General features: G+C 53.0%; 23 protein-coding genes. 14 read left to right on the forward strand and 9 right to left on the reverse strand.

Annotation, left to right across the window (positions count from 1 at the left end; translation table 11 throughout):
* Window positions 1-2: 2 nt before the first annotated feature.
* The 8 genes from METH11B_RS0119035 to METH11B_RS0119070 all read right to left on the reverse strand — a co-directional run bounded on the left by METH11B_RS0119035 (window position 3) and on the right by METH11B_RS0119070 (window position 7,236).
* Complete coding sequence (locus METH11B_RS0119035; protein ID WP_026603376.1) at window positions 3-725, reverse strand: arginyltransferase; 723 nt, start codon at window positions 723-725, stop codon at window positions 3-5.
* A complete protein-coding gene (gene aat, locus METH11B_RS0119040) occupies window positions 722-1,414 on the reverse strand; it encodes a leucyl/phenylalanyl-tRNA--protein transferase (protein WP_020483261.1) in 693 nt (230 codons plus the stop codon). Before aat ends, METH11B_RS0119035 begins: the two co-directional genes overlap by 4 nt.
* 123 nt (window positions 1,415-1,537) lie before the next feature.
* Window positions 1,538-2,251 (reverse strand): response regulator transcription factor, encoded by a 714-nt coding sequence (locus METH11B_RS0119045; RefSeq protein ID WP_026603377.1) that lies wholly within the window; start codon window positions 2,249-2,251, stop codon window positions 1,538-1,540.
* Window positions 2,252-2,279: 28 nt separating this feature from the next.
* Window positions 2,280-3,866: a sensor histidine kinase gene (locus tag METH11B_RS0119050; protein WP_026603378.1), complete on the reverse strand. Its 1,587-nt coding sequence runs from the start codon at window positions 3,864-3,866 to the stop codon at window positions 2,280-2,282.
* Between the two features lie 5 nt (window positions 3,867-3,871).
* Complete coding sequence (locus METH11B_RS0119055; protein WP_036276192.1) at window positions 3,872-4,447, reverse strand: hypothetical protein; 576 nt, start codon at window positions 4,445-4,447, stop codon at window positions 3,872-3,874.
* Between the two features lie 5 nt (window positions 4,448-4,452).
* Complete coding sequence (locus tag METH11B_RS0119060) at window positions 4,453-5,910, reverse strand: sensor histidine kinase (RefSeq protein ID WP_026603380.1); 1,458 nt, start codon at window positions 5,908-5,910, stop codon at window positions 4,453-4,455.
* Window positions 5,911-6,311: 401 nt separating this feature from the next.
* Window positions 6,312-6,788 carry a NifB/NifX family molybdenum-iron cluster-binding protein gene (locus METH11B_RS0119065; protein WP_026603381.1) on the reverse strand — a complete coding sequence of 159 codons (477 nt, stop codon included), beginning with the start codon at window positions 6,786-6,788 and terminating at the stop codon, window positions 6,312-6,314.
* A gap of 130 nt (window positions 6,789-6,918) precedes the next feature.
* Window positions 6,919-7,236 (reverse strand): hypothetical protein, encoded by a 318-nt coding sequence (locus METH11B_RS0119070; protein WP_036277834.1) that lies wholly within the window; start codon window positions 7,234-7,236, stop codon window positions 6,919-6,921.
* 820 nt (window positions 7,237-8,056) lie between these two features.
* Here METH11B_RS0119070 and METH11B_RS0119075 point away from each other — a divergent pair.
* The 13 genes from METH11B_RS0119075 (at window position 8,057) to METH11B_RS0119145 (ending at window position 22,849) form a co-directional block, all read left to right on the forward strand.
* Entirely contained in the window at window positions 8,057-9,361 is a 1,305-nt protein-coding gene (locus METH11B_RS0119075; RefSeq protein WP_026603383.1) for an esterase/lipase family protein, read from the forward strand.
* A gap of 178 nt (window positions 9,362-9,539) precedes the next feature.
* A complete protein-coding gene (locus METH11B_RS0119080; RefSeq protein WP_026603384.1) occupies window positions 9,540-10,958 on the forward strand; it encodes a DUF2252 domain-containing protein in 1,419 nt (472 codons plus the stop codon).
* A gap of 36 nt (window positions 10,959-10,994) precedes the next feature.
* Window positions 10,995-12,185, forward strand: a complete 1,191-nt coding sequence (locus METH11B_RS0119085; RefSeq protein WP_026603385.1) for a hypothetical protein — start codon at window positions 10,995-10,997, stop codon at window positions 12,183-12,185.
* A gap of 219 nt (window positions 12,186-12,404) precedes the next feature.
* Window positions 12,405-14,381: a sigma-54-dependent Fis family transcriptional regulator gene (locus METH11B_RS27965; protein ID WP_026603386.1), complete on the forward strand. Its 1,977-nt coding sequence runs from the start codon at window positions 12,405-12,407 to the stop codon at window positions 14,379-14,381.
* 157 nt (window positions 14,382-14,538) lie between these two features.
* Complete coding sequence (locus tag METH11B_RS0119100) at window positions 14,539-14,871, forward strand: putative quinol monooxygenase (RefSeq protein ID WP_026603387.1); 333 nt, start codon at window positions 14,539-14,541, stop codon at window positions 14,869-14,871.
* Between the two features lie 213 nt (window positions 14,872-15,084).
* A complete protein-coding gene (locus tag METH11B_RS27970) occupies window positions 15,085-16,788 on the forward strand; it encodes a DUF3300 domain-containing protein (protein WP_026603389.1) in 1,704 nt (567 codons plus the stop codon).
* Window positions 16,789-16,904: 116 nt separating this feature from the next.
* The gene (locus METH11B_RS0119115; protein ID WP_026603390.1) at window positions 16,905-17,873 is read left to right on the forward strand and encodes a DUF2950 domain-containing protein; all 969 of its coding nucleotides are present in this window, start codon (window positions 16,905-16,907) and stop codon (window positions 17,871-17,873) included.
* A gap of 104 nt (window positions 17,874-17,977) precedes the next feature.
* Window positions 17,978-18,406 carry a hypothetical protein gene (locus tag METH11B_RS27975; protein ID WP_026603391.1) on the forward strand — a complete coding sequence of 143 codons (429 nt, stop codon included), beginning with the start codon at window positions 17,978-17,980 and terminating at the stop codon, window positions 18,404-18,406.
* A 115-nt stretch (window positions 18,407-18,521) separates the two neighbouring features.
* A complete protein-coding gene (locus METH11B_RS0119125) occupies window positions 18,522-18,818 on the forward strand; it encodes a hypothetical protein (RefSeq protein WP_036276196.1) in 297 nt (98 codons plus the stop codon).
* A gap of 48 nt (window positions 18,819-18,866) precedes the next feature.
* Window positions 18,867-19,391 carry a hypothetical protein gene (locus METH11B_RS0119130; RefSeq protein WP_026603393.1) on the forward strand — a complete coding sequence of 175 codons (525 nt, stop codon included), beginning with the start codon at window positions 18,867-18,869 and terminating at the stop codon, window positions 19,389-19,391.
* A 196-nt stretch (window positions 19,392-19,587) separates the two neighbouring features.
* Entirely contained in the window at window positions 19,588-20,298 is a 711-nt protein-coding gene (locus METH11B_RS0119135) for a DUF3313 family protein (RefSeq protein ID WP_197026978.1), read from the forward strand.
* 243 nt (window positions 20,299-20,541) lie between these two features.
* Window positions 20,542-22,410: an esterase/lipase family protein gene (locus METH11B_RS0119140; RefSeq protein ID WP_155931144.1), complete on the forward strand. Its 1,869-nt coding sequence runs from the start codon at window positions 20,542-20,544 to the stop codon at window positions 22,408-22,410.
* Window positions 22,411-22,486: 76 nt separating this feature from the next.
* Window positions 22,487-22,849, forward strand: coding sequence for an STAS/SEC14 domain-containing protein (locus METH11B_RS0119145; RefSeq protein ID WP_026603396.1), 363 nt, complete (start codon window positions 22,487-22,489; stop codon window positions 22,847-22,849).
* On the opposite strand, the gene METH11B_RS29555 is transcribed toward METH11B_RS0119145, so the two are convergent.
* Window positions 22,846-23,013, reverse strand: a complete 168-nt coding sequence (locus METH11B_RS29555; protein ID WP_197026979.1) for a hypothetical protein — start codon at window positions 23,011-23,013, stop codon at window positions 22,846-22,848. The two genes, METH11B_RS0119145 and METH11B_RS29555, sit on opposite strands and share 4 nt — an antisense overlap.
* A gap of 264 nt (window positions 23,014-23,277) precedes the next feature.
* Here METH11B_RS29555 and METH11B_RS0119155 point away from each other — a divergent pair, with 264 nt between their 5' ends.
* Entirely contained in the window at window positions 23,278-25,644 is a 2,367-nt protein-coding gene (locus tag METH11B_RS0119155; RefSeq protein WP_026603397.1) for an arylsulfatase, read from the forward strand.
* Window positions 25,645-25,709: the final 65 nt, after the last annotated feature.

Here is a 25,709-nt window from a genome sequence, read left to right on the forward strand (position 1 = left end):
GCTTAGTCCTCGTTGAATGTTTGTTTTGAAATAGCTTGCCACTGGCCGTCTATCAGGCCGGACAGCGGTTGATAATCGATTTTGTAGCGCATTTTACGACAGTCTTTGATCCAGTAGCCCAGATAAACATATTCCAGGCCCAATTGTTTGGCGGTTTCGATTTGCCAACACACGGCGTAAACGCCGGGGCTGTAGTCGGCAAAATCCGGGTCAAAAAAGGTATACACCGCCGATAGCCCGTCAGTCACCACATCGACAACCGCCACCCCCGCCAATTGGCCGCCAATCAAAAACTCCACAAACATCGTGTCGCACCAACTGCTACCGAGGAATTTGATGTAGTCATCCGGCGTGGTTTTGGTATCTTCGCCGGGTTTGTCGTGACGGGCGTTTAGATAGCGTTGATACAGCTGGAAATGCCGCGGGTCGAGATCGGCGTCTTTGACCACTATCCGGGTTTGCGCATTGCGCTTGATACAGCGTTTTTGCTTACGGTCCGGTAGGAATGACGACACCGGTAAGCGGGTCGGTACGCAAGCCTGACAAGTTTCGCAATAGGGTTTGTAAACATGATCGCCGCTGCGCCGGAAGCCTTGGACGATCAGCTGCGAATACAGCGCGGTGTCCATCTCCACCGACGGATGCACGAAGCCGGAACGTGCCAGACGGTCGTCCAGATAGCCGCAGGCATGGCCGCTGTCCAGCCAAATCGGTATGGAACTCATGCTTGCCAAGCGTCGGGCGTCGGTGTTTGATCGCAGAGCCTATCCAGCAGTTCTACAAAGCGGCTGCGAGGGATTTCCGCCGCGCCAAGGCTGAGTAAGTGTTCGCTGCTGACCTGACAGTCGATGACTTGATAACCCCAAGCGCTGAGTTGCTGAACCAGATGCACAAACACCACTTTGGAGGCGTCGGTTTTACGATGAAACATCGATTCGCCGAAAAACACTTGGCCAATGGCAATGCCGTACAGGCCGCCAACCAATTGGCCGTCCAGCCAGGCTTCGCAGCTGTGCGCGATACCCAGGTGGTGCAGGGTGATATAGGCTTGGCGGATGTCGTCGGTAATCCAGGTGCCGCCGTCTTCGCTACGCGGCGCCGCGCACGCATCGATCACTTGGCGAAAAGCGCTGTCGTAACGAATCTCGAATAATTGCTTACGCAGGGTTTTTGCCAGGCTGCGAGAAATATTCAGATGTTCGGGAAACAATACCAAACGCGGATCGGGCGACCACCACAGAATAGGTTCGCCGGGATTGAACCAGGGAAATACCCCGTGCCGGTAGGCGTTGACGATGCGCTGCGGCGACAGACAGCCGCCAAAGGCCAATAAGCCGTTGGGTTGTTTCAAGGCCTTATGCAGTGGCGGAAAGGCTTGGTGCGGATGATCCGGGTCGAGCAGGGTGAGTTGCATAGGAGGCGCGTGGGTTCGGGTTGGCGCTGGTTTGTGTAATGACTTAGCTTACCAAGGTTTGTGGGCGGCGGCCGGCTGGGCTGCTGTTAGCGGCGCCTGGAGACAAAATCTCGCGGATCTAACTCAAGACGCATCCATTTTGTAACCAAAGCCGCGCACGGTTTTCAGCAATTTCAGCTCGTAATCGTCGTCGATTTTACGCCGTAGCTGGCGAATATAAACATCCACCACATTGGTCAGCGGATCGGCGCTATAGCCCCAGACTTGTTCCAGAATTCGCGTGCGGCTCAACACTTTACCCGGCATGCGCATAAAGCATTCCAGCAAAGCAAACTCCTTGGGTGTTAACTCGATGACGTTATCGCCGCGGCGTACCTCGTGGGTTTCGCCGTTGAGTACCAGGTCTTCGATACGCAATTCTTTATCGTCCTGCTTCACTTCGCCGCCGCGCCGCCTGAGTAAAACTTCGATACGGGCCAGTAATTCTTCAAACGCGAACGGCTTGGTCATATAGTCGTCGGCGCCGGAGCGTAGGCCGGCCACTTTGTCTTGCACAGTATCGCGCGCGGTCAGCATCAAAATCGGGGTGTCGATGCTGTTGCTGCGCAAACGTTCGCAAATCTGCCGGCCGTTCATGTCCGGCAGGCCCAAGTCCAGAATGATCACCTGAAAGCTGCCCTCGGTACCCAAGGCAATGGCCTCTTGCCCACTGCGGGCCACCTCTACGGCATAGCCCTCGGCTTTTAAGCCGCGTTGCACAAAATCGATGATGCGCTCGTCGTCTTCAACCATCAGCACCCGCATATAGCCTATCCCCGTCAGAGTATTGGTTGTCATGTATTTCTCATTCATATGAAAATCCCTCTTATGCTACCGTAAGCAGGGGTAGTGTAACCGTAAATGTCGATCCGGCGTTTTCGACACTACGCACCGCGATTTGCCCGCCGTGAGCTTGCAGGATGGATTTGGCCATCGGCAAACCCAGGCCGGAGCCGTCATCTCGCGAATGTTGGGCGTTGCTGCTGCGGAAGTGGCGTTCGAAAATGCGCTCCAGATCCTCTGTCGGTATGCCTATGCCCTGATCGGTCAGGCTGAAACAAGCCTGTTTGCCGTCACGCCATAAAGCCACGGCGATATGGCCGAGCGGTTTGGAATAGCGGCAGGCATTTTCGCCCAGAATGAACAGCACTTGCCGTAGCCGCTGCTTATCGCCGCGCACCCATAGCGGCCCGGACGGCGCGTCCAGACTGACAGAAATAGAATACTCTTGCGCCATCACCTGAAAATCCTCGACGCTGCTGGCCACCAAATCCGCCAAGTCGACTTTATTCCATTCGAATTGCAGATTGGCCGTGTCGGCGCGGGCCAGAAACAGTAAATCGTTCACGTATTTGCCCAACTGCATCGATAGCTCCACGATGCGCTGCAATGCGTCTTTATATTCTTCGGCGTCGCGGTCCTGGCCGCGTAGCGTCACTTCCGCCTCGCCGCGAATCACCGTGATCGGCGTGCGCAGTTCATGGCTGATGTCCGCCAAAAACTCACGGCGGGCATTATCCATGCGCTTTAATTCTTCGTTCAACAGATTAAGTTCAAAGGTCCGCTCGGTCACTCGCTCTTCCAATACGGCGCGGCCTTCGCGTAGTTTATCTTGTTGGACTTCCAACTCCTTGGCCATTTGATTGAAGTGGCTGGCCAGATACGCAAATTCGTCCCGGCTGTCCAAGGCAATCCGGTAATCCAGGTTGCCGGAGGCGATTTCGTCCGTGCCTTTCATTAGCGCTTCGATAGGTTTTTTAAACGCGCGCAGCAACATGATGCCGGCTACCAAGCTGAATAACGCCGCGGTTAACGAAGCTAAAATCGCCGTCCAGCGCGACTTTTCGACCAAAATCTCCAACTCCCGCTTGGCTTTCTGGGCTTTTTGCCGCTCGGCGTTAATGGCGGCGTCGATCAAGGGTTGGAATTTACCGTCTATCTCTTCCTCGGTGAATTTAGCCAAAGCCTGCACGGCGGTAGTCAGCTTACCTTGCAAGCGCAGCCGCTCGACTTCTTCGAAGCGATATTCGCTGGCTTCCAGGAAGGCGGTGAGATGGGCGACTTTCTCCAATTCTGCGGGTTTATTGGTCCAGTCTTCGCTGGCGCTGTCTGTGCCCGGCGTTTTGACGGCGGTGTCGCGCAGCGTTTGCATTGCCTCGTAAAGACGGCGCTTGGAAGACTCCACGCCGGTTTCCGAATTAGGGTTGGCCGTGATCAGCCGGTCCATGCGTTGTTTGAAATGGCGATAGGCTTCTTGCGACAGCTGTTCGTAATCGTCGAAGGTTTCGTAAGCGGTTTGGCTGTGCTGAAAATAGCGAGCTACTTCGTTGGCTCCCCAATACAAGGCAATGCCCAAACTCAACACAAAGCAGAAAGAAACAACAATGACTATCGCCAAGCGAAACCGAAACATTGGCTTTACTTGCCTTCGCTAGTCTCGTCCAATTGCTTTTCCATCGAACGGATGGCTTCCAGTTTTTCGCGCAGCAGTCTTGATTCTTCTTTCTTGGAACCGGCGGCGTCTTTCGTTTCCAGCACGTTTTGCACGGTTTTTTGTTTGCGTTCCAATGAGCCGAGTTTCCTTGATGCGCTGTTGATGCGTTTTAAGGCTTCGGTGTGAATGGCAACCAGGTGGCGCATGCGTTCGTCGCTCAAGCCCGAGGGGGGGATGCCGGCAATTTCATCCAGAATTTTCGGAATGTCGCCGCAGGCATCGGATAACAGGCGGCCCACCAGCAAATGCAGTAACACTCCAATCTCGGGTTCGTCTTTTTGGCGTTTCACTAAAGACCGGCAAGTCTCGGTGCGACCCGCCGTGGTCATGTTGGCAAGGTTGTTGCCGAATTCCAGCAGCTCGTCTATATCGGAATGCACCACCGGGGCGCTGTGAATGGTTGGAAAATGTTCCCTGACGCTGGAATCCACCTCGGCGCAGCCGCTGATGGCCAACAATGATGCGATCAGCGTCAATACGCGCATAAATAGTGACTGCATGTTCCTCAATTCTCCCCGTTTAACGGAATTTGAACCCGGATGCGGGCTCCTTGTTGGTCTTGACGGGCATCGATGACTTCGACTTTGCCTTGATGATTGGCGACGTATTCCTTGACGATGGCCAAGCCCAGGCCGGGGCCATCACTATCGCCTGTATCGCCAGCCTTGCCGCGATAAAACGGTTCGAAAATATGATCGCGTTCGTCGGCGGCGATACCGGGGCCTTCGTCTTCCACTTCCAGTTCCATTAGCGTGCCTGCGTCGCGCAATATGACGCGAATTTCGCCGCCTTCCGGCGAAAATTTCACGGCGTTGGTCAGCAATTGTTCGATGATCGCACGCAATTGTTCGGGAATGCCGGAAATTTCCACCGGCCGTGCCAGCATGCGGATAGCAATAGCTTTACTGCTTAAAACGGGTTGAAAATCGTCAATGACGGTTTCCAGCAAGTCTTTGATCTTTACACTTTCCTTGCGTTTGCTGTCGGGTAGGGAGTTGATCCGGCTGTAGCGCAGCAGTTCCTCGGATACCGTGTTTAACTTTTCGATATTGGCGCATAAATGCAACACCGTGTTTTCCCGCTTGCTGTTGGGGGCGTAGTCGGTTTCGCCGGCCAACAGTTCGGCATCCTGGCGCAGGCTTGCCAACGGCAGTTCTATCTCGCGGGCGACGTTTTGCATAAATTGTTGCTTGGACACTTCCAGTTCCAGCAAGTGAGTGCGCAGCCACTCCAAACGGTTGCCCAGATAACGTAAATCCGACGGACCGTTGACCAGAATCGGTTCGGCCAATTCGCCGGCGCCCAAACGGCGTATCGATACGTCAAGTTGCCGCATCGAACGCGATAACACGATTAACAGGATGGCGATCACGCTGAACGAAATTGCCAGCAATACCGCGCCCTTGACCAATAGACCATGCTCCAGCGATTCCGACAATTGGTGCAGTTCGTTGAATTCGTGATCGACGTGGTTTTCAAACTCGCGCGATAAGGTGGCGGCAGATTCGCGCAAACCCTGGAAAGCCTCGTCTATCGGCAATTCCAGATTGTTTTCGTCATCCGAGCCGATGATTTGTTGATAAATCAGGTTTTCCTTCTCGGATAATTCGTTGACCAGCAGTGCAATTTTGTTGTCGACATGCAATTTAAGCAAATCGCCTAACGCCTGTTTAAACGAGGCCCGCACCGTTTCGTAGGATTGCCGTTCGTAGGGTTGGCGTAGCGTCGGGTCGGACAGCAACACAAACAGCTTGGCCTTACGCTCTATATCGGAGGCTTTTTGTAAAACCAGGCGGATGGTTTTGGTTTGTTCGAAGACATGCGTGTTGACGGTGCGGCCCAGCGCCGAGGTTTCGCGCATGCCGAAAGCGGCGTACATCACGGCCAGAAACAGCGGAATCACCGCAATGACAAAGCCCAGGACGATCAGGGACTTTAACGATAAAAAGTTTTTAAATTTCATCCGTGTGCGAGAAGCAATAAATCACGCCATAGTATAGATGAAACGGCATGCTAAAAATTGGTCATAAATCCGTCACAAACGGCATCGCCTAGGGGCCAAAAGGCTGGCGATTGAAAATCGCGGGGTAAAAACCGAACACCCTGAGTTTAGAAAAAGGTGGTTGTGCGGCGGCTGCACAGGCGTCAATGCCGCTGGCGAGCACAAAAAATGCGATGGTTACCCATGTCGCCGAGAGGCGGAGCGGTCAATACGCGCGTTAGAGCAGGCGGTAGGCTGACGAACCGGATTCCGCAGTAATTGAAGTGAGCCTCCTCAGTATCGGCTAGCGAAACCGATCAAAGAGAAGGCCGGGTTGTAAGGTGAATGCTTGGATTGCATTTAGGCAAAATTGCGGGGCATCCTTATTCAGCCCATTCTTCGTCAGCCATCTCCGCAAAACGGCTGTTATCTTTAGCGGTTTTTTGTTTAAAAATGCGTTCCAGCAGCGGCGATAGGGTTCCGGTAATCTCTTGTTGTAATTCGGCGATGATTTCTTCAATGTCGGGACCGCCTTTAACGATGACAGGATGCGCGCCCAATTTGATCAACTCATTGGTCGCCGTGCCGCCGACAGAACCGCAATACACCATATCGCAGCCTGTTAACCAGGCCAGCTTGGGTTTTAGTTTGTCGTCATTCCCGTCTCGTTGTTCCTTACCAAACGACTTGGCCGCCAAAGGCGTAGCGGTAGTGCCATCAATAGCATAAACATGAAATCCCAAGGATGACCCGAAATGCTGATTGACCATTTCCCCATCGGAACTTGCAAAAGCCACGATCAGCTTATCTGCGTCGACTTCAAGCTCCGCGATACTGTTTACATCGGCAAGTTGATTCATATGACACTCCTCAATAAAAATATTTGGGCCAAAGAACGACTAAGGTCAGGTCTTAAAATCGATGGTCTTTGGTGTTGTTAACCCGCGCTCTGCCGAAGCCAATGGGCCGGGTCGGTAATTACAAACCGCGTTACTTGCGTTGCTGGTATTCCGCAACCAGCACTTTAATCTTTAGTCGCATAATGTCTTTTAGCATTTGTATTTTTCGGTCATGTTCCTGATGCGCAATATCGTAAATTTGTTTCCTGAGTGTTTCGTTACTATCCGCGGGTAGACTCAATGACCATTCAGAAAAAAAGGTATCGTAGCTGTCTATCGTTTTGAGCAACTCAAACCTGAGCTTTTCTCGGTCTTGCCTGGGGATGGCCTTTAGCGCTGCATCGATAAGCGTATCAAGATCTGATTTTTGTTGTTTGTTGGGAACGGGAAACGGGATGATTTCAGACATAAGCACCGTAAAAGAATGAGTAACCGAACATATCATCGATTTTTGTATGGCTTGCTTAATTCATATTTCGCACCAATTTTTAAGTAATTGATTAATCAGTGAAAAAAGTTGTGGGTATATGTTGCGTTTGTAACAAATAAGACCCTGTTGAACCGTAGATGTTTGAATGACAGCGGTTGCACTCAATCAACTGCCGCAATCCGCTTGGAAATGTTAGCACTCCAGCACGTGCAAATTGGCCGAACTTGCTCAGTCAGGATTGACGGCGTACGACCCCTAACCAGTCGGCCGCGTTTCTCCAAGCCGGCCAGTTAGCCAAATCCAGATTCTCCGACTGGAGCGTTACAAAGCAGCCATTGATTGGCGACCTCATCCGGATAACTTGCAAGCACATCAGCACACTTGCCTGAATACGACCGTTGATAACTAAACGAGCACCTTCAGCATCCAACGAACGGGCAATTTCAAGACTTACCCAGTCCACCACGGTATTGGGCGAGCTGATGCTTAACTTTTTCGTCAGCGGGGTTTCCGATATAACTCCGCGACTTTGGCCCGAAAGATTGTGCGTGTCATGTCGTGGAAGATCAAATGTCGCGCAAGTACTCAACAACTACCAGCTTAAGCAGGTGGATTAAAACCGCGGCTACCGCATATTCTTGCGGGCTAATGCCGCCTTTTGGAAAATCAAAAAAAAGCGGCAACAAGTTTTTTGAGTAATATAAGCGTTTTCTGTAATTGTTTGAATGCGCTGTAGCGACACTTTCGATCTAACTCGTAAGCCAGAGAACTGACTTCATACCCCATAGGAGAGGAAAACATGCACCCAAAATATCGTTTTCTGGCGATGTTATTATTGATCGCCGGTTTCCTGTCCGGCTGTGGATTGTTCGCCGTCCAAGAGCAGCACGAAAAAATCGCCAGTTATTGCCAAATCTACGGCTCGGTAAAACCGGAAATCGATAATGGCAAAAAAATGATCGTGGCGCTGTTTAAGGTCGCGGGGCCCGACATCCGGAATCCCAAGAACTGGAGCGTATTCGATCACTTTGTCGTCGATGGTCCCGGCAAGTGGTATTTTTCGACCGCGCCCGGCGATTACCGGTTGGGGGCGTTCAAGGACGTCAATGGCGACTTGATCTACCAGCTGGATGAACCGGTCTTTGCGCCGGTTCGCGGCGAGTTGATTCAATGTCGGGCGGGGGAAGTCAAAACCGGCAACGACTTAGTCATACCCGAGCAAGGCCGTTCCAACGCGGCAGCGCCAGTGGATATTTCCAAGTTGCAGGTACGTAGCGCCAAGCAACAGCTGGATATTTCGCTGGGCCAGGTGGCCCAGGTTGGTGCCATCGCCGCACTGGATGAGCCGCGTTTCGCCGACGCAGTCGCCGAACAAAGCCTCTGGAAGCCCCTGGATTTTTTGATTGAAGGCAACGCCGGCATCTATTTTCTGGAACCTTATTCCGCGCAAAAAATGCCGGTGCTGTTCGTGCACGGCATCAACGGCACGCCACTCAATTTCGATTATCTGATTCGTCAGCTCGACAGGAGCCGTTATCAGCCATGGGTAGTTTATTATCCCTCGGGTGCCTATATCGATAATGTCGCCCGCTATCTCGATCAAATGCTGCAACAACTGCAGGCTCGGTATCAATTCGACAAAATGGCGGTAATTGCGCACAGCATGGGCGGTTTGGTGTCGCGCAGCTTCATCTTGAAACATTTGGAAACCGCCAATCATCTGACCATTCCGTTGTTCGTATCGATTTCCACCCCCTGGAATGGCCACGCGGCGGCAAAATTAGGCGTGGACCATGCGCCCACGCCGGTTTATTCCTGGGAGGATTTGGCGCCTGGCAGCCGTTTTCTGCACGACTTATTTTATACCGGCAACGGCGCGGATAGTCCGCGTCGCAAATTGCCGGAAACGATGTCGAAACATTTGCTGTTTTCATTCATCGAAACCGAGGCCGGCGACGGCACCGTGAGTTTGGCCAGCGAGTTACGCGCGGAAGCTCAGGAAGAGGCTGATCGCATCTACGGTTATCCGCACTCGCACATGGGCATACTCAATGCGCCGGAAACGGCGAACCAGCTTAATCGGTTATTGGATAGTGTGCGTTGAAAGCGGGTTCAGCCAGCCATTGTCCGAGCGAACAGCGTATGACCGCTGAATGACGACATCCCTGGCGTTATAACCGGGCCCCAGCCCCATCCCATTATTATCCGTAGCATCGAAAATTTAACTAAGAATGGGCTATATATAGAGACAGTCCTTTCCTCGATTAAAAAAGGAATTATTTATGGCTAGCAGCAAGAAGAAATCCAAGCAAGAAGGTTCCAGTTCGAAGGCAACGCTTGCCGGCAACATTGAATTTAAATCGCGCGAGGAGCGACTTGCCGCCGGCAAATCGCTGCGCGACAAAGCACCGCGCACCAGCCACGCCGCTTGGCTGGCTCCAGCTAAACGCCGCGATCCGATTGACATCCTGGAAGAATCCAACCGGGACCGCTTGCCGGAATTGGTGCCGATTCGTTATGGACGCATGTTGCGCAGTCCTTTCACGTTTCTGCGTGGATCGGCCGGTCTGATGGCTTACGATCTTGCTACTACGCCGACTACCGGTTTGCGCGTGCAAGCCTGTGGCGATTGCCATTTGCTCAATTTCGGCTTGTTCGCCACCCCCGAGCGCAACTTGGTGTTCGATATCAACGACTTCGACGAAACCTTACCCGCCCCCTGGGAATGGGATCTCAAGCGTCTGGCAACCAGTTTCGTGGTCGCGGTCCGCGACCAACGTTTTAGTGATGAGGACGCGCAAGCCGTTGCCGTCGAATGCGCTCGCGCTTACCGCGAACACTTGCGCGACTATTCGAGAATGAGCCCCTTGGAAGTTTGGTACGACCGCATGGACGCTGAGAAGCTGATCGAGATGGCCCCCGATGAAAAGCTGAGAAAAAAACGCGAGCAAATTATCGAAAAAGCCAGGCAGCGGGTTGGCGACCAACTCGTGCCCAAGATTGCCGCTACGGTCGGCGGTCGTCACCGCCTTATCGATCAGCCGCCGGTACTGTTTCACATCCAGGATGAGGAGGCGGAGCAACTGATTCAGGAAGGCTTGGAAGCCTATAAAGCGTCGCTTGCCGACGAGCGCCGGGTGCTGTTCGATCGTTATCGCCTGGAAGATTTTGCCGGGAAAGTGGTGGGTATCGGCAGTGTCGGCACGCGCTGTATGGTGGGCTTGTTTTTCTCAGCCGAAAACCATCCTCTGTTACTGCAAATCAAGGAGGCCTGCCCGTCAGTGCTGGAGCCCTACGCCGGCAAAAGCGGCTACGACAATCACGCTCAACGTGTAGTGGTGGGGCAGCGGTTGATGCAATCGTCCAGCGACATATTCCTGGGTTGGGCCAGAGGCGCGCGCGGTCGTGATTTCTTTGTGCGCCAACTGCGCGACATGAAGATGTCGGTGCCGATAGAAGGCGCCACGCTGCAACGGTGTTTTATCTATGCCGAGCTGTGCGGCTGGACCCTGGCGCGCGCGCATGCCCGTTCGGGCGATGCCGCGGCCATCAGCGGCTATCTGGGTAAATCGGATCGTTTCGACCAAGCCATCGGCGAGTTTGCCCTGGCATACGCGGATCAAAATCAGCGGGATTACACCGCACTGGTGGACGCCGTCAACTCAGGGCGGGTGAAGACCCTGATAGAGGAAGACGAATGATAGGCGCGAAACTTCGGTTTTGGATTGGGGGATAACATGACCGAAAAAACAGAAATAAATAGGGTGCAGGATTTTTCCCTAGTTCAGGGCGGACCATTATTTCAGTTATTGATCCGCTGCCATTTAGCCACAGATGCCTTGGGCTGGTTGAAACGTCGAATATTGTTTTTGGTATTGCTGACTTGGCTACCGCTGTTGATGCTTTCGCTACTATCCGGACAAGCGATAGGTGGTGAGGTGCGGGTGTCTTTTCTGTATGATCTTGAAACGCACGTCCGTTTTTTAGTGGCTTTACCCTTGCTGTTGGCAACGGAGTGGATGGTCCATAGCAGACTGCGGCCGGTGGTGCTGCAATTTATCGACCGAGGTATCATCACACCAGAGAACCACCCAGGTTTCGATGCCTGCATTCAATCGGCGTTGCGCTTGCGTAATTCCTTGTTGATTGAGATCGGCCTGGTTGTCTTGGTACTGACGCTGGGGCATAGGCTCTTTTTCGAGCAGATTATCTTGAACACCAGCATTTGGTATGCGACTGGGGCGACATCCGAATTACAGTTGTCCACGGCGGGATTTTGGCTGGCTTACGTCAGTTTGCCGGTTTATCAATTTATTTTCCTGCGATGGCTGTTCCGGATTGGCGTTTGGACCAGGTTTCTCTGGTCGGTGTCGCGCCTGGACCTGTATTTGGTCTCGACACACCCGGACAAGGCCGCCGGCTTGGGCTTTCTTGACCAAAGCGCCGTGGCCTTCGTGCCTTTTCTGTTGGCCCAGGGGGCTTTGCTGTCGGCGATGATCGCGGAACGGATTTTGTACCAAGGCACTGAGCTGATGGCGTTCAAACTGGAAATCGCCGTATTCACTGTATTTGTAATGATTTTAGTGCTGGGACCCTTGAGCGTGTTTGCGCCAAAGCTGGCGAATGCCAAGCGCGAAGGCTTGCTAAACTACGGCACGCTGGCAAGCCGCTATGTCCGCGAATTCGATAACAAATGGCTTCGAGGTGGAGCCGATAGCGAAGAAAGCTTTATCGGCAGCGGCGACATCCAGTCTCTGGCGGACTTGAACAACAGTTTTGAAGTGGTAAAGTCCATGCAATTGTTTCCATTCGGCAAACAAACGGTACTGCAACTGGCGGTGGTGGCGCTGTTGCCGTTGTTGCCGCTGTTGCTGACGATTATTTCGCTGGAAGACTTGATGAAACGGCTGATCGGTATTTTGTTGTGATCACACGGTGTTGCATGGCGATGTGTTCAGTCAGGGATGGATGGGTATCTTGTCGCATGGTTACTGTTTTCGTATCAATCGCTTGGGCTGATAGCGCGTGAAGGGGAGGAGCAAAGCGCGAAAAGGCCTAAGATTTGGCTGGTAAGCCTTAAAGTTATTAGATTTGATCAAGGATCATGCTTAATACAAAAATTACAAATATTGGCTTAGTAGGTTTCCGTGAGCAATCAACATAAACCCCAGGTAGTCGTCAACGAACTGGAACCGCATCTGCTGTTTCAGTGTTTGCTGGCCGAAATTTCGGCCAATTTCGTGCGTATTTCCTGCGATGCGGTCGATGGTGCCATTCAGGAAAGTCTGCGCCGCATCGCTGAAAACCTGGATTTGGACCTGATTGCCCTGGGTTTATTAACCGGGGATGGTCAAGACTTTTACTCGAAGTATCAATATACCGGCAACGCCCGCGTAAAACCTTGGTTGAGTTCTTCCTTGATGTCGGAAGGTCCCTATCTCACCAAGACTCTGCTGGCGGGAAAGCCCTTCATCATGCATGACGTCGAGAAACTGCCACCCGAAGCCGCCAAGGACAGAGAGGGATTTCTTCGCTACGGTATTAGAGCAGACTTAGTATTTCCTATGATTATAGGCGGTCATTTACGCGGTGGCATTGGCTTCGCCTCCTCGCGTCCGCGACAATGGCACGAGAACGTTGTGCGCGGACTTAGTTTGATGAGCGATGTGTTTGCCAATGCCTTGGAGCGCAAATACCATTTACATGTGGTGCAAAGTCGGGAAGAACACATGCGACTGGCTTCCGAGGCGGCCGATGTGGGGCTTTGGGTTTGGGATATTGCATCGGATACCATCTGGGCGACGGATAAGGCCCGTAATCTCTATGGTGTATCGTCCGATGAGGTACTGAATATGCAACGCTTTTTGGCCTGTCTGCATCCCGACGATTTTGAACGCGTCAAAAATTCGGTTGAACAGGCGTTTCGAAACGGCGGCGCTTTTAAGGAAGAATATCGGGTGGTTCATCCCGATGGGAGTAAATATTGGATCCGCGCTATCGGCAATTGTCAAGTCACAGAGTCTAGTCAGCCCGAGCGCATAATGGGCGCCAGTTTGAATGTGACTGAAAAGCGGCGCGCCGACGATGAACTCAAGGCCGCGCTGGAAGAAATTCATAACTTGCAAGAAAGGATTCAGCACGAGAATATTTATTTGCGTCATGAAATAGCCGATCGCAAGGGTTCAAAAATCGTCAATGGTTGCGAGGCAATCCGACGTATCCTGGAGCAGGTGCAGCAGGTAGCGGCGACGCCGGCTTCGGTGCTGATCAGCGGGGAAACCGGCACCGGGAAAGAGTTGTTGGCGTTAGCCATTCACGAAGCTAGTCCGCGAAAAAACAGATCCATGATTCAAGTCAACTGTGCAGCCATTCCCGCCGCATTGATCGAAAGCGAGCTTTTCGGCCGTGAAAAAGGCGCTTTCACTGGTGCGCTATCCAAGCAAGTTGGCCGTTTCGAATTAGCCGACGGCTCGACCTTGTTTCTCGATGAAGTCGGCGAATTGCCCCTGGATGCCCAGGCCAAGCTATTGCGAGTGTTACAGGAAAAACAATTCGAGCGTCTTGGTAATCCAAAACCCATCAAGGTAGATGTTCGGATCATCGCGGCCACCAACCGCAATTTGTCTCAAGAAGTCGCCGAAGGCCGTTTCCGCGAAGATCTTTACTATCGCTTGAATGTTTTCCCTATTCAGTTGCCTCCCTTGCGTGAGAGACGGGAAGACATACCCAAGCTGGTCGAGACTTTTGTCCAGGAATTTGCCGCCGGCATGGATAAAAATATCGTTGCGGTGGATAAAAATAGTTTGCAGGGCTTGTGCCTTTATGACTGGCCCGGCAATATTCGAGAATTACGGAATGTTATCGAACGTGCCGTTATTCTGACCAAAAGCCCTATTCTCAAAATTGCTTTGCCAATCGACGGCTTGGGCACTGTATCAATGCCCTCTTCATCCGGTCTGGCTTCGCTGGAAGAAGTCGAACGCCAGCATATTACCCACGTACTGGAGGCTTGTGGTTGGCGAGTGCGTGGTCAAGGTGGCGCCGCCGCCATTCTGGGACTCAATCCCAACACGCTGGAGAGTCGTATGACCAAGTTGGACATACGGCGGCCAAGTTCCGTTTAGTAATATTTCGGGTTAACCACGATATTTCGGGGGGCATGGGCGAAAAACCAGCTGTAAATCTCCCCTTGTATTTCTTGTAAGTAGCCGTTTTTTCATTAGTTTTTCTATCTCGTTTGGTTTGATTTCAAAATGGCTCGTATTCTGCATCGAATAAGCCATGATCGAACTACATGTCATACTCAGGGCGCCGCCCAATCAAACTCGCAGCATGACTGCCGCTTTGCAAGCGTTGGCAAAAAGTGCGCGCACTTTGCGGGGATGTGTCAACGTCGAGGTTTATAAAAACGTGGCTCAGCCTCGCTGCCTTTGTTATGACGAAGTTTGGGAGTCTGAACCAGAATTGCGCCGCATGATTGCTTCTCATCATTTCAGTCAGTTGGCTGCCTTGATGGAATTATCCAGCGAACCGCCATCCTGTGAATTTCGCTTCATCAGTCAAACTTATGGACTCGGTTTTGCCGAGCAGGTTAGGGGTTATGACAATGCCTGACAGACTATATCCTTTAATGATTTTATATCGAATACCCCGCGATTATTGCCGCAGCGATATTGAACTGCTTGCAATCGCCACAGCGGATAGACGGGGCCGTTGGCGAGAAATTCTCCACTTTTTCGGCCGTTTTCATGCGGCTAAAAACCTGTATGCAGGAAACCCATTCGTTGCCGTCGAGAATGCCGTCGACAAAAACCTAAGAGTGACAAGATGAAAGCGATTACCGTTGAGTCCGAGCAAGCAAATACTGGTTTTCATAGGCGCAATGGCGTTCTGTTGCGCGCCATGTTGATAGCCTTGGCCATGTTGCCGGCGGCTTGCAACAAGGAAGAACAGCAATCGAGTAAAGTGCCGCCGCCAATCCAAGCGCCAGTGGTGCAGAGCGAACCGGCACCACCGCCGGCACCAGCAGTCGTCGCGCCGCCGGCCAAACCGCTGAGCGATTTGGAATCGCTGGTCGCGCCGATTGCTTTGTATCCGGATCCGTTGCTGGCGGAGCTATTGGTAGCCTCAACCTATCCGTTCGAGGTGGTGCAGGCGGCCAGGTGGCTGGAGACCAAACCCGATCTGGCGTCTCTCAATAGCAAGGATTGGGATGCCAGTATCATGCGACTGGCCAGCGTGCCGCTGGTGATCAAGATGATGAACGATCATCTGGATTGGACCACGCAGCTGGGCGATGCCTTCTTGGCCAAACCCGGCGAGGTAATGGCCTCGATACAAGCTTTACGTAAGCGTGCCAAGGACGCCGGATTTTTGAAAGACACCCCAGAACAGAAAGTCAGCACCGAGAAAGTTGCCAAAAACAACGTGTCGGCGGAAAAGATCAGCATCAAGCCCGCCAAAGCCGATACGGTCTACGTGCCGCAATATAAACCGGAAGTGGTTTACCAAGCGCCGCTGGCTCAGCCACCCGCAACAGTCGTTAATGTCAATGCCGCCGCGCCGAGCTATTACCCCAGTTACTATCCATCGACAACAGCGACCACCACCAGCTCCAGCAATGACAGCTGGATGAACTTCGCCACCGGCGCCGTGGTGGGCGGGTTGTTGACCTGGGGCATCATGGAATGGGCCGATGACAATGATGATTACGTCGGTCATTACTACGGCAATACTGTTTGCCACAGTGGCAATTGTTGGCACGGCGGTGGCGGATATTACGGAGGCGGAGGTTATTACGGTGATCGCGGTAACGTCAATTACAACAAAAATATCAATTTCTCCGGCAACGAAATCAATATCGACCGGGGTGCTAATTTTAGCCAGAATAATTTGCGGCCTTCTCAACTGCCGGCCGGTTGGCAATCCGACCCACGACATAGACGAGGGCAGCCCTATTCCAAGGCAGCGCAGCAACGCTTGGGGCAAATCCAGCAGCCGGCTTTAGCCGGGCAAAGGCTTGGTACGGCGCAAACCTTGCCGGCTTCGGCCCGAGGCTTTGGCGAGACCGGGCAGCGAACCTCGGTAGGAACCTTGCCAGCCGAGCGGCGGCCTTCCAGCACGGATATTCAAAGGCAGCTGGCGCAAAAACCGGTCGCTAAACCCCAGTCCCAACCTCAGCCCAAGGCCGTGCAAAACCGGCCGGCAGCGACGAGAGGGCAAACAGCTGGCGAAAGTGCCTTGCAAGGGCTAAAAACCTCGGGCCAAGCATCGCAACTGCAAAGTCAACGCGGAGCCAACAGTCGTGGCTTAGCCGCTGGCGGCGGATTTACCAAACCGGCGCAAAGCCAATTGCCGCGTGCCCAGCAATCTACGCAAGCGGCCAGGCCGAACGCGTTTGACATGTCTCGTAACACCAGCGCCACTCAGAGCTTTAGCCAGCGTGGTGCTTCCAGCATGCAACGCTCGGTGAGTGCCGGAACTCAGCGAACCGCGGCTGGATTTCAAGGTGGAGGCGGCAGACGTCGATGATGAGTCCGTTCACAGGCATTTTTAATGGGCTGGGTAGTTTGGGGTGTCATTCGTTATGTGTTCCCAAGCCAATATCCGCCGATTTTACTCAAGCGTTCCAGACCGAGGTTTTTTCCATGAATCGCATAACCACACACTTTTTGCTGGCGGCCCTTATTTCAGCCCCCTTACTGGCTCAGGCGGAAACACTGGCAGCTCCAGTAGCGGCGCCTGCCACGGTTAATACTGTCGCGGCGAAAAGTTTTTCCACGCCAGATGAGGCTGTCAAGGCACTGCTGGAAGCGCTCGGCAGCAAGGATAAGGGGCAGTTGATTGCGTTGTTCGGCAACCTGGAGGATGAGTTGTTATCGTCCGGCGATGAGGTGCAGGATAACAACAATCGCGCGGAATTTGCCGGCTTAGCTCAGGAAAAAACGCGCATGGAAGCGTCGGGCGAAGACAAAGCCATTCTGCATGTCGGCAACAACGATTGGCCGTTTCCGATTCCACTGGTAAAAACGGACGGACATTGGCAATTCGATGCCGCGCAAGGCCGCCAGGAAATCTTGAATCGGCGTATCGGCCGCAACGAGCTCAGCACAGTCGACGCGATGCGCGGCTATGTCGAAGCTCAATTCGAGTATGCCAATCTGGATAGGGATGGCGACAGTGTGTCGGAATACGCGCAAAAGTTTAGCAGCGATCCGGGTAAATTCGATGGCCTGTTCTGGGACGCCGGGGAAGGCCAGCCGCAAAGTCCGCTCGGGCCGCTGTTTGCGCAAGCCAAAGCCGAAGGTTACCAGGCCCCGGAAGCAACCGAACAACCTGCCCCGTTTCACGGCTATTACTACCGCATACTGACCAGGCAAGGTGCGGCCGCACCTGGCGGCAAGTACGACTACCTCATCAACGGCAACATGATCGCCGGTTTTGGCTTGGTCGCCTTTCCGGCTCAATACGGCTCATCCGGCATCATGACTTTCGTCGTCAATCATCAGGGTAAGGTTTATCAAAAGGATTTGGGGCCAAAAACCGCCGAGCTTGCCGAGCGCATAACGGAATACAACCCCGATTCGACCTGGCAGCCATTTCAGGCGCAGGAATAAGTCACTTTGGCTCTGGCTGTCGCTTCTTTCCTGGCAAGGTCAGGAAGCTTTCGGCATCCAGGCCCGATGGTGATTTTAAATTTTAATAGATGAGGAGATAAACCATGTTAAATCCAAACTTAATTCGTCTGGGCGTCGGTGTGTGCGGTATCGCGTTGGCGGGTCTGGCGCAGGCTCAGGTTCCCTATGAGCAAGCTCAAGCCGAGTGTCAGAGTATCGCCCAACAGCAAGCCGGCGCTTCGGCCCCTGCCCAACAACCGCAAGGCGGGCGTGCCAAGGGCGCTGCGGCCGGGGCGTTGGCGGGTGCCGCCAAAGGTAAGAGCAAGGCCAACCAATACGGCAATGTGCCTGATGAGGTAGCGGAGGAATATACCCGCAACCAGATGCAGGACGCGGCCAAGATGGGCGCTGCCGCCGGAGCCGCCAAACAACGTCAGCAACGCCGCCAAGATCAACAACAACAAAGTACTGCAACCGATGCTTTTAACCAAGCATTCAATGCGTGTATGGCAGGCAAAGGGTTTGTTCAATGAGCGCTTTGATGTTCAAAGTTTAGCCAGCAGAAAAGGTTCGATCACGAAGCGTTTTTGCTGGCCGAATTGATCAAACGTTGGCAAGCGTTTTCAACCGGAAACTGAGGATAAAAATATGTTAAGCAGAATGATGTTGTTTGTTGGATGTTGCGTTTTGTCGTCGGCCGCAAGCGCCAATAGTGATTGCGTGCGGACGGCGACAGGCAAGGTGGTGTGTGGCAATGGTCAGAATGCCGGCAGCTATAATCCAAACACGGGAACTGTCAAGAAGACTGAAACCAATGACCTGGGTGTAAAAACCACTGAAACCAGTCGGGGTGGCCAAGCCAAAACCAAAAACGGGGTGGGCGTCGTCCAGACACCGGGCGGCACAACCTGTGTTAAGACCCGTAACAATAAAGGTTGTAAATAAACTTTTCACCTATCCGCAATTTACACCCAGAAAATCAGGAATAACGAAATGAAATACAAACACCTGGCCATGCTGGCCGCTTTTGCAACTGCTAGTCTTCCAGCAATTAATCATGTCGCCTATGCTGAAGGAGATACGACGCCCGCCGCCGCTTCATCCGCCGATGTAGCTGCGGAGAGCAACGAATTTAAGATGTTTCGTTTTGCTACTCGCATGGATAAGTTGGATTTCGTCAAACAGGCGATGCACTTAAATTCGGAACAGGAAAAAAAGTTTTTGGCGCAATATGATCGTTACGACATTGAATTGGCGTCGTTGAACGACGAACGCTTGGCCATCATAAATGACTATGCGGATAACTTTGAAAAAATCACCGATAAGGAAGCCGATAAACTGGTCAAACGTTCACTCAATTACCGCAAACAGCGCACTGCGTTGCTGGAAAAATATTATGCCAAAGTGGCAAAAGCCACTTCTAAAGTCATTGCCGCCCGTTTTTTGCAAGTCGAAGCTGTCTTGCATGGTGCCGGCGATGTGGTGATTGGCTCATCTATTCCGTTGATGGAAAAGTAGCGATGAACTCTCCAGGCGAGATTACGCCTTTGCATGACACGTTTGATGAGCGAGAAAAAGTCGCCCAACTGCTGGTACGCAAAAAGTAATCCCATTTTTCGAAATCCCATATCCTTTTAATACTGGAAAACTTATGCATCTGAGTAAACTAAATTGTCTTGCTATCGCGATATCAGTTGCGCTGGCCGGCTGTAGCATGGTTCGCAGTGGTACCAACGACATCAAGGCTAATGTCGTGGAACCCGCGCCCGATGCCGGTTTCATCGAACACCCGGAGCGTCAGAGCAAACGCGCCGATTTACCGTTTCAGAAAGTCTGGATCAAACCCGGCTTCGACAAATCGAACTATCGCGAACTGATCGTGACCTCGGTCAATACCCAATACATGGAAAAAATGGATTGGCTGCATAGCCTCAGTTCCGCCAATATCATTGGCGATGTCAAAAAGGATACCGAGGAACTGGCGGTGTATTTTCGTCAGCAAGTCATCAAAAAATTCAGGGAAGACCCTAACCATCGCTTTATTTTGATCGACTATGCCAATCAACATCGCTTCCCGGCCCTGCAGTTGGAGATTGCGTTGATCGAAGTCATGCCTTCCCAATCCATGCTGCACGCACTGAGCTGGGCGGGACCGCCGGGTACGGGGACTGCGGTTGGCATGGTTAACCAGCGCCGCGCGGCTTTCGAAGCACGCTTGCGCGACGTGCAAACCGGCGAAGTGGTGGCGACTTTTGCCGACCGCGATATGCAGGATGCCGGCCCGATAGACTTGACGCGTCTGACTTGGTACGGGCCAGCCAAAGGCATCATGGATCGTTGGGCCGAGCAATTCGTGCAGATTGCCAATCGCAAACCGGGTGAAATGGTCACCGATCCGACACCGTTTACGCTAAGGCCGTTTTGATAGCGATGCCACCCTTGCGCTCATGCTAGGGGTGGCTTTGTTCTGCCCAACCGTGGCGGTCAGTATGGTATTTATTTGAGCTGTTTAAGGGATGGAAGTTGGCCGAAATCGATTAAGAATACCCACGATAATTATAAAAATTTCTTTTATCCGATTGATTATTACCCGTAAATATTCATGATTCAGATAAGTCTCCAAGTAGCGATCGCGTTTTTCCCGACTGGGTTTTTAAGATTTCCCGCATTGGCTCTAGTCGTCCTATTGATTCAGGGTTGCGCTACGCCGGTGGGTATAGCGCCGGTCGATATTCAGACCGGTTATCGCTTGAATACCGAGAATGCTTTGTCATCTGGAAGTCCTTCCGAAGCGTCAAAAATGGTGCTCAGACGCAATGGGCTGATGGATAGGTTCGAAAACGAACCGGAAAAAGTGCTTGCCGAACTCCATGCCGAACTTAAACCCAGCGGTGATGAGGACAAGTTGTTCACCTTGGCGGAACTGTCATTGCTGCATGGTCAAAAAACGAAAGACCGTGCCTATTTCCTGGCCGCCGCGGTTTATGCCTGGTCGTTGCTGTTTCCGGGGGATGGTCAAACGATTCGGTTTGAGCCTTCCGACCCGCGCTACCGCTTAACCTACGACCTTTACAATCAAGCGCTGGCGCAAGGTTTGGCCGATCTCGACGCAAATCAGTCGGATGAAGTCGCGGTTCAATTAAAGCCGGGACTCTATCCATTGCCTTTCGGCACATTGGAATTGGCTATGGACGAAAGCGGCTTGTCTTGGGGCGGCTATAATCTCGAACATTTTATCTCGACTGCCTTCCTGGAAATTCGGGGATTCAGGAATCGTTATCGCAGTCCGGGGCTGGGATCCACACTTGCCGCCAGCATTTCCAAAGAGCATTCGGCGGCCAACGTAGCGGGAGCAAACCGCCTGGGGCCTCGTACAAAAGTACCGGTGACCTTACTCGCGCGCTTCAATCAGGCTAGGTCCGCTTTGGCGACCGGGCAAATCAAAGGCCAACTTGAGTTGTATGCCAATGATCGCGCCAAAACCGTTAGCGTAGATGGTCGCGTACAGCCTCTGGAGGTCGATCCGACCGCTGCTTTCGCATATGTGCTCAGCGATAATCCCTTGTACAGCATGGAGATTCTCAATTTTATCAAGGGAGGCGTCTTTGCCGGCGCCATTCCTAAAGATCGGGCCAAGGATGGTTTATTTACCGTCTACCCTTATCGTCACGGCAAGATTCCTGTGGTTTTGGTGCATGGCACGGCTTCCAGTCCATTGCGCTGGGCTGAAATGATCAACGAACTCGAAGGCGATCCGCTAATCCGCGAAAAGTATCAGGTTTGGGTGTTTTACTATGATTCCGCCAATCCCATCAGTTATTCGGCGGGCGTGTTGCGGGAGGCCTTGGAAAATACCCTCAACGAATTCGATCCCGAGCGTAAAGATGCGGCTCTACAACAGATGGTGGTCATCGGCCATAGTCAAGGCGGTTTGTTGACCAAGCTGACGGCGATCGACAGCGGCGACCGGTTTTGGAACATGATTAGCGATACACCCTTCGATAAGATCAAGGTCAGCCCGGACGTAGAGTCGATGCTGAAACGCTCGATATTCTTCAAGCCTTTGCCGTTTGTGAAACGGGTGGTGTTCATCGCCACGCCGCAACACGGCGCGATGGCCGCCGCGTCCGAATGGCTGACAGGGCTGGTCGCCAAGCTGGTCACGCTGCCTCAGACCATGATGCGTGGTTTTGCCCTGGCGGCCGCAGCCAGCGGCGACGAAAAACTGCTGGCCAAATTGCGCAGACCACCGACGGCGGCAGACAACATGAACCCCAATAATCAAGGTTTGCAGGCATTAGCATCTATTCCGGTAACCGCCATTCCCGCGCATTCGATTATTGCCGTTGATGGGGATGGCCCCAAGGACGAGGGGGATGATGGTGTAGTGGCTTATCGGAGTGCGCATATCGACGAGGCGGTTTCGGAAAAAGTGGTGCGCTGGAATCACTCCTGCCAGGGGCAGCCGGAGGTTGTCGGAGAGGTGCGCAGGATTTTATTGGAGCATTTGGCGACGCTTTCAATGCCGACAAACTGATACTCGCGCCGTTGGATAAACGTGGCCGTCGATTCAGCAAAGAATCCATCCATTGTAATTAACTCAGGAAAAATCTATGAGCGTAGGAATCATCAGTCATTTTGATGGCGTTGTAACCGTTAAAATCACGGGTATATTGACTCACGCGGAATTCACCGCCTTGCAACAAGAAGCGTTTGGCATCATAGGCCGTGAAGGCGGTATCCGAGTCTTGATTATCTGCGAAGATTTTCAGGGATGGGCAAAAGAAGGTGATTGGGAAGATGTATCCTTTCAAAACAAAAGCGACCCCTATATCAACAAAATGGCCTTAGTCGGCGAGAAGAAATGGGCAGATCTGGCCTTGATGTTTACCGGTAAAGGCTTTCGAGAGTTTCCGATTGAATATTTCGAGCCGGGCGAGATTGATAAAGCGCAGGCTTGGTTGAAAGAATATTAGATCATCACCTTGCCAACGCCATTCAGTCGAAATTTGTTTGCGGTCAGCGTTTTTTTCTGGCCGCTTGTTCCCAAGCGGTAAAAAAATCGTGGCCGATTTTCCCTGTTCGCAAGGCGCCGAGTAACAAAGCTATCCTCGCTGAGCGATTTTTGCAGGGCTTTCATTATTTCGGAGAAACTCCGATATTTCGTGGGCATGTCTCGGAGGTGTCCGTGGCTTATTTTTTAATTCCACAGTAACCACTTGAATAGCAAGGATTAGCCCGACGGGTGTAATGATTACGGAAAGCGGCACGAATTCTGCGTTTGTAAGGGATGTGGAGTCACGGCTCGCGTTGGAGCTGGGTGCAAGATTTATTGAAAAATCCAGGCTGGATTCGACTGTAAATCGGTTGCCTAAATTTTTTTTATTCACCAGAGAGCGAAATTATGAAACAGCATGTCCTCGCGATGGTCGGTTTGTCAGCTGTGATGCTGACCAACTGCCAAATCGCCGTTGCCAAAAACCAAACCAAGCCAACCGAAGGTATCGATCGTACAATACTGCCTATCGCGGAACCTCAGCCCAGTCCGATCACCGAAGTCGACGTGCGCAACGCCAAGGCGCCGCCGCGTTTCCAGGTGAAAGCCCCGGCGAATGCGCCGAATGTGCTGCTGGTGTTGCTGGACGATCTCGGTTTTGCCGGCACCAGCAGCTTCGGTGGACCGGTGACGACCCCTACCTTCGAGCAAATCGCCAACGAAGGTTTGCGCTATAACAACTTTCACACCAACGCACTTTGTTCGCCAACCCGCGCCGCCATCAAAAGCGGCCGCAATCACCATGTCAACAACATGGGCGGCATCATCGAAATCGGCACCGCGTTTCCCGGTAATACCGGCCAGATTCCCAACAGCGTCGCGCCGGTCGCCGAAATGCTGCGCCTGAACGGCTACGCTACCGCCGCCTTCGGCAAATGGCACGAAACCGCGGCCTGGGAAGCCAGCATGGCGGGGCCATTCGACCGCTGGCCGACCCGGCAGGGTTTCGACAAGTTTTACGGCTTTTTAGGCGGCGAGACCAACCAATGGGCGCCGTTCATTTACGACGGCACCAAGCCGGTCGAGTTGCCGAACGATCCCAACTACCACTTCATGACCGACATGACCGATCAGGCGGTAGCCTGGATCAAGTATCAAAAAGCCCTGACGCCCGATAAGCCCTTCTTCACCTATTTCGCACCGGGCGCCGTGCATGCACCGCATCACGTGCCCAAGGACTGGATAGCGCGCTGGCAGGGCAAGTTCGATCAAGGTTGGGACAAACTGCGCGAGGAAATTCTGGCTCGGCAAATCCAACGGGGCGTAGTGCCGGCAGGCACCCAATTGGCGCCTAGACCAGAGGCGATTCCGGCCTGGGACACGCTGTCGGCTGACGAAAAACGTCTATACACACGGCAGATGGAAGTCTTTGCCGCTTTTGTCGAGATGGCCGATCATGAAGTAGGCCGCCTGCTCAAGGCCGTAGAAGATACCGGTCAACTCGATAACACCCTGGTGCTGTTCGTCTACGGCGACAACGGCACCAGCGCCGAAGGCGGCCGCAACGGCATGTTCAACGAATACACCTTCTTCAACGGCGTTCCGGAACAGGTTGCCGACATGCTCAAGCATCTGGATCAGTGGGGCGGCCCGGAAACCTATCCGCACATGGCCGCGGGCTGGGCGGTGGCACTGGATACGCCGTATCAATGGACCAAACAGGTGGCGTCCGATCACGGCGGCACCAAGGTGGGCATGGCCGTGCGCTGGCCCAAAGGCATCAAGGCCAAAGGCGAACAACGTACCCAGTTCCATCACGTGATCGACATTGCACCAACCATTCTGGAAGCCGCCGGCCTGCCGGAACCCAAAAGCGTGAATGGCGTCAAGCAATGGCCAATGGATGGGGTCAGCATGGCCTATAGCTTCGATGATGCCAAAGCCAAAGAGCGCCATACCACGCAATACTTCGAGATGTTCGGCAACCGGGCCATCTATCATGAAGGCTGGTTTGCACGCACCATACATCGTGCGCCGTGGGAAATGCAGCCGCGCCGTCCGTTGGCGGACGATATTTGGGAATTGTACGACACCCGCAGCGATTTTAGCTTGACGCACGATCTGGCGGCGCAGAATCCGAAGAAACTCAAGGAACTGCAAGCCTTGTTCCTGAAAGAGGCCAAGAAAAACAAGGTATTGCCGATCGACGATCGCTCGATTGAACGCATGAACGCGGAACTTGCCGGTCGCCCCGATCTGATGGCGGGCCGTACCTCGCTGACCTTGGCCGAAGGCATGAGCGGCATGTCCGAGAACGCCTTCATCAACGTCAAGAACAAGTCCAAAACCATCACCGCCGAGCTGGATATTCCGGAGGGCGGCGCCAACGGCGTGGTGGCGGCTCAAGGCGGTCGTTTCGGCGGCTGGTGTTTGTATCTGAAGGACGGCAAACCGACCTATACCTATAACTTCCTCAACCTGAACCATTACACCATCAGTTCGCCGGAAGCCTTGCCGAAAGGCAAAAACAAACTGGTGTTCGAGTTTGCCTACGACAGTGGCGGCTTGGGTAAGGGCGGCACCGGCACCTTGTCCGTCGATGGCCGCAAATTGGCCGAAGGCCGTATCGATAAAACCCAGCTGATGATCTTCTCCGCCGACGAAACCGCGGATGTGGGCATAGACGACGCCACGCCAGTCGTGGCCGGAATCGGCCAGGGCGCGCAGACCCGCTTTACCGGCAAGATCGAGAAAGTCACCATCGACGTGAAATAAGCGGCTCGGAGTAGGTGCGTGTTTGCGCACCTACTCCGAAGTAGACTGAAAACTAAAGGAGACTA

The organism is Methylomonas sp. 11b (assembly GCF_000515215.1).
Lineage (GTDB): Bacteria > Pseudomonadota > Gammaproteobacteria > Methylococcales > Methylomonadaceae > Methylomonas.

Bases quoted from the DNA above. Each gene is read 5' to 3' on its own strand.
- METH11B_RS0119035 (WP_026603376.1), bottom strand. From the start codon at position 725: ATGAGTTCCATACCGATTTGGCTGGACAGCGGCCATGCCTGCGGCTAT.
- aat (WP_020483261.1), bottom strand. From the start codon at position 1,414: ATGCAACTCACCCTGCTCGACCCGGATCATCCGCACCAAGCCTTTCCG.
- METH11B_RS0119045 (WP_026603377.1), bottom strand. From the start codon at position 2,251: ATGACAACCAATACTCTGACGGGGATAGGCTATATGCGGGTGCTGATG.
- METH11B_RS0119050 (WP_026603378.1), bottom strand. From the start codon at position 3,866: ATGTTTCGGTTTCGCTTGGCGATAGTCATTGTTGTTTCTTTCTGCTTT.
- METH11B_RS0119055 (WP_036276192.1), bottom strand. From the start codon at position 4,447: ATGCAGTCACTATTTATGCGCGTATTGACGCTGATCGCATCATTGTTG.
- METH11B_RS0119060 (WP_026603380.1), bottom strand. From the start codon at position 5,910: ATGAAATTTAAAAACTTTTTATCGTTAAAGTCCCTGATCGTCCTGGGC.
- METH11B_RS0119065 (WP_026603381.1), bottom strand. From the start codon at position 6,788: ATGAATCAACTTGCCGATGTAAACAGTATCGCGGAGCTTGAAGTCGAC.
- METH11B_RS0119070 (WP_036277834.1), bottom strand. From the start codon at position 7,236: ATGTCTGAAATCATCCCGTTTCCCGTTCCCAACAAACAACAAAAATCA.
- METH11B_RS0119075 (WP_026603383.1), top strand. From the start codon at position 8,057: ATGCACCCAAAATATCGTTTTCTGGCGATGTTATTATTGATCGCCGGT.
- METH11B_RS0119080 (WP_026603384.1), top strand. From the start codon at position 9,540: ATGGCTAGCAGCAAGAAGAAATCCAAGCAAGAAGGTTCCAGTTCGAAG.
- METH11B_RS0119085 (WP_026603385.1), top strand. From the start codon at position 10,995: ATGACCGAAAAAACAGAAATAAATAGGGTGCAGGATTTTTCCCTAGTT.
- METH11B_RS0119100 (WP_026603387.1), top strand. From the start codon at position 14,539: ATGATCGAACTACATGTCATACTCAGGGCGCCGCCCAATCAAACTCGC.
- METH11B_RS27970 (WP_026603389.1), top strand. From the start codon at position 15,085: ATGAAAGCGATTACCGTTGAGTCCGAGCAAGCAAATACTGGTTTTCAT.
- METH11B_RS0119115 (WP_026603390.1), top strand. From the start codon at position 16,905: ATGAATCGCATAACCACACACTTTTTGCTGGCGGCCCTTATTTCAGCC.
- METH11B_RS27975 (WP_026603391.1), top strand. From the start codon at position 17,978: ATGTTAAATCCAAACTTAATTCGTCTGGGCGTCGGTGTGTGCGGTATC.
- METH11B_RS0119125 (WP_036276196.1), top strand. From the start codon at position 18,522: ATGTTAAGCAGAATGATGTTGTTTGTTGGATGTTGCGTTTTGTCGTCG.
- METH11B_RS0119130 (WP_026603393.1), top strand. From the start codon at position 18,867: ATGAAATACAAACACCTGGCCATGCTGGCCGCTTTTGCAACTGCTAGT.
- METH11B_RS0119135 (WP_197026978.1), top strand. From the start codon at position 19,588: ATGGTTCGCAGTGGTACCAACGACATCAAGGCTAATGTCGTGGAACCC.
- METH11B_RS0119145 (WP_026603396.1), top strand. From the start codon at position 22,487: ATGAGCGTAGGAATCATCAGTCATTTTGATGGCGTTGTAACCGTTAAA.
- METH11B_RS29555 (WP_197026979.1), bottom strand. From the start codon at position 23,013: ATGAAAGCCCTGCAAAAATCGCTCAGCGAGGATAGCTTTGTTACTCGG.
- METH11B_RS0119155 (WP_026603397.1), top strand. From the start codon at position 23,278: ATGAAACAGCATGTCCTCGCGATGGTCGGTTTGTCAGCTGTGATGCTG.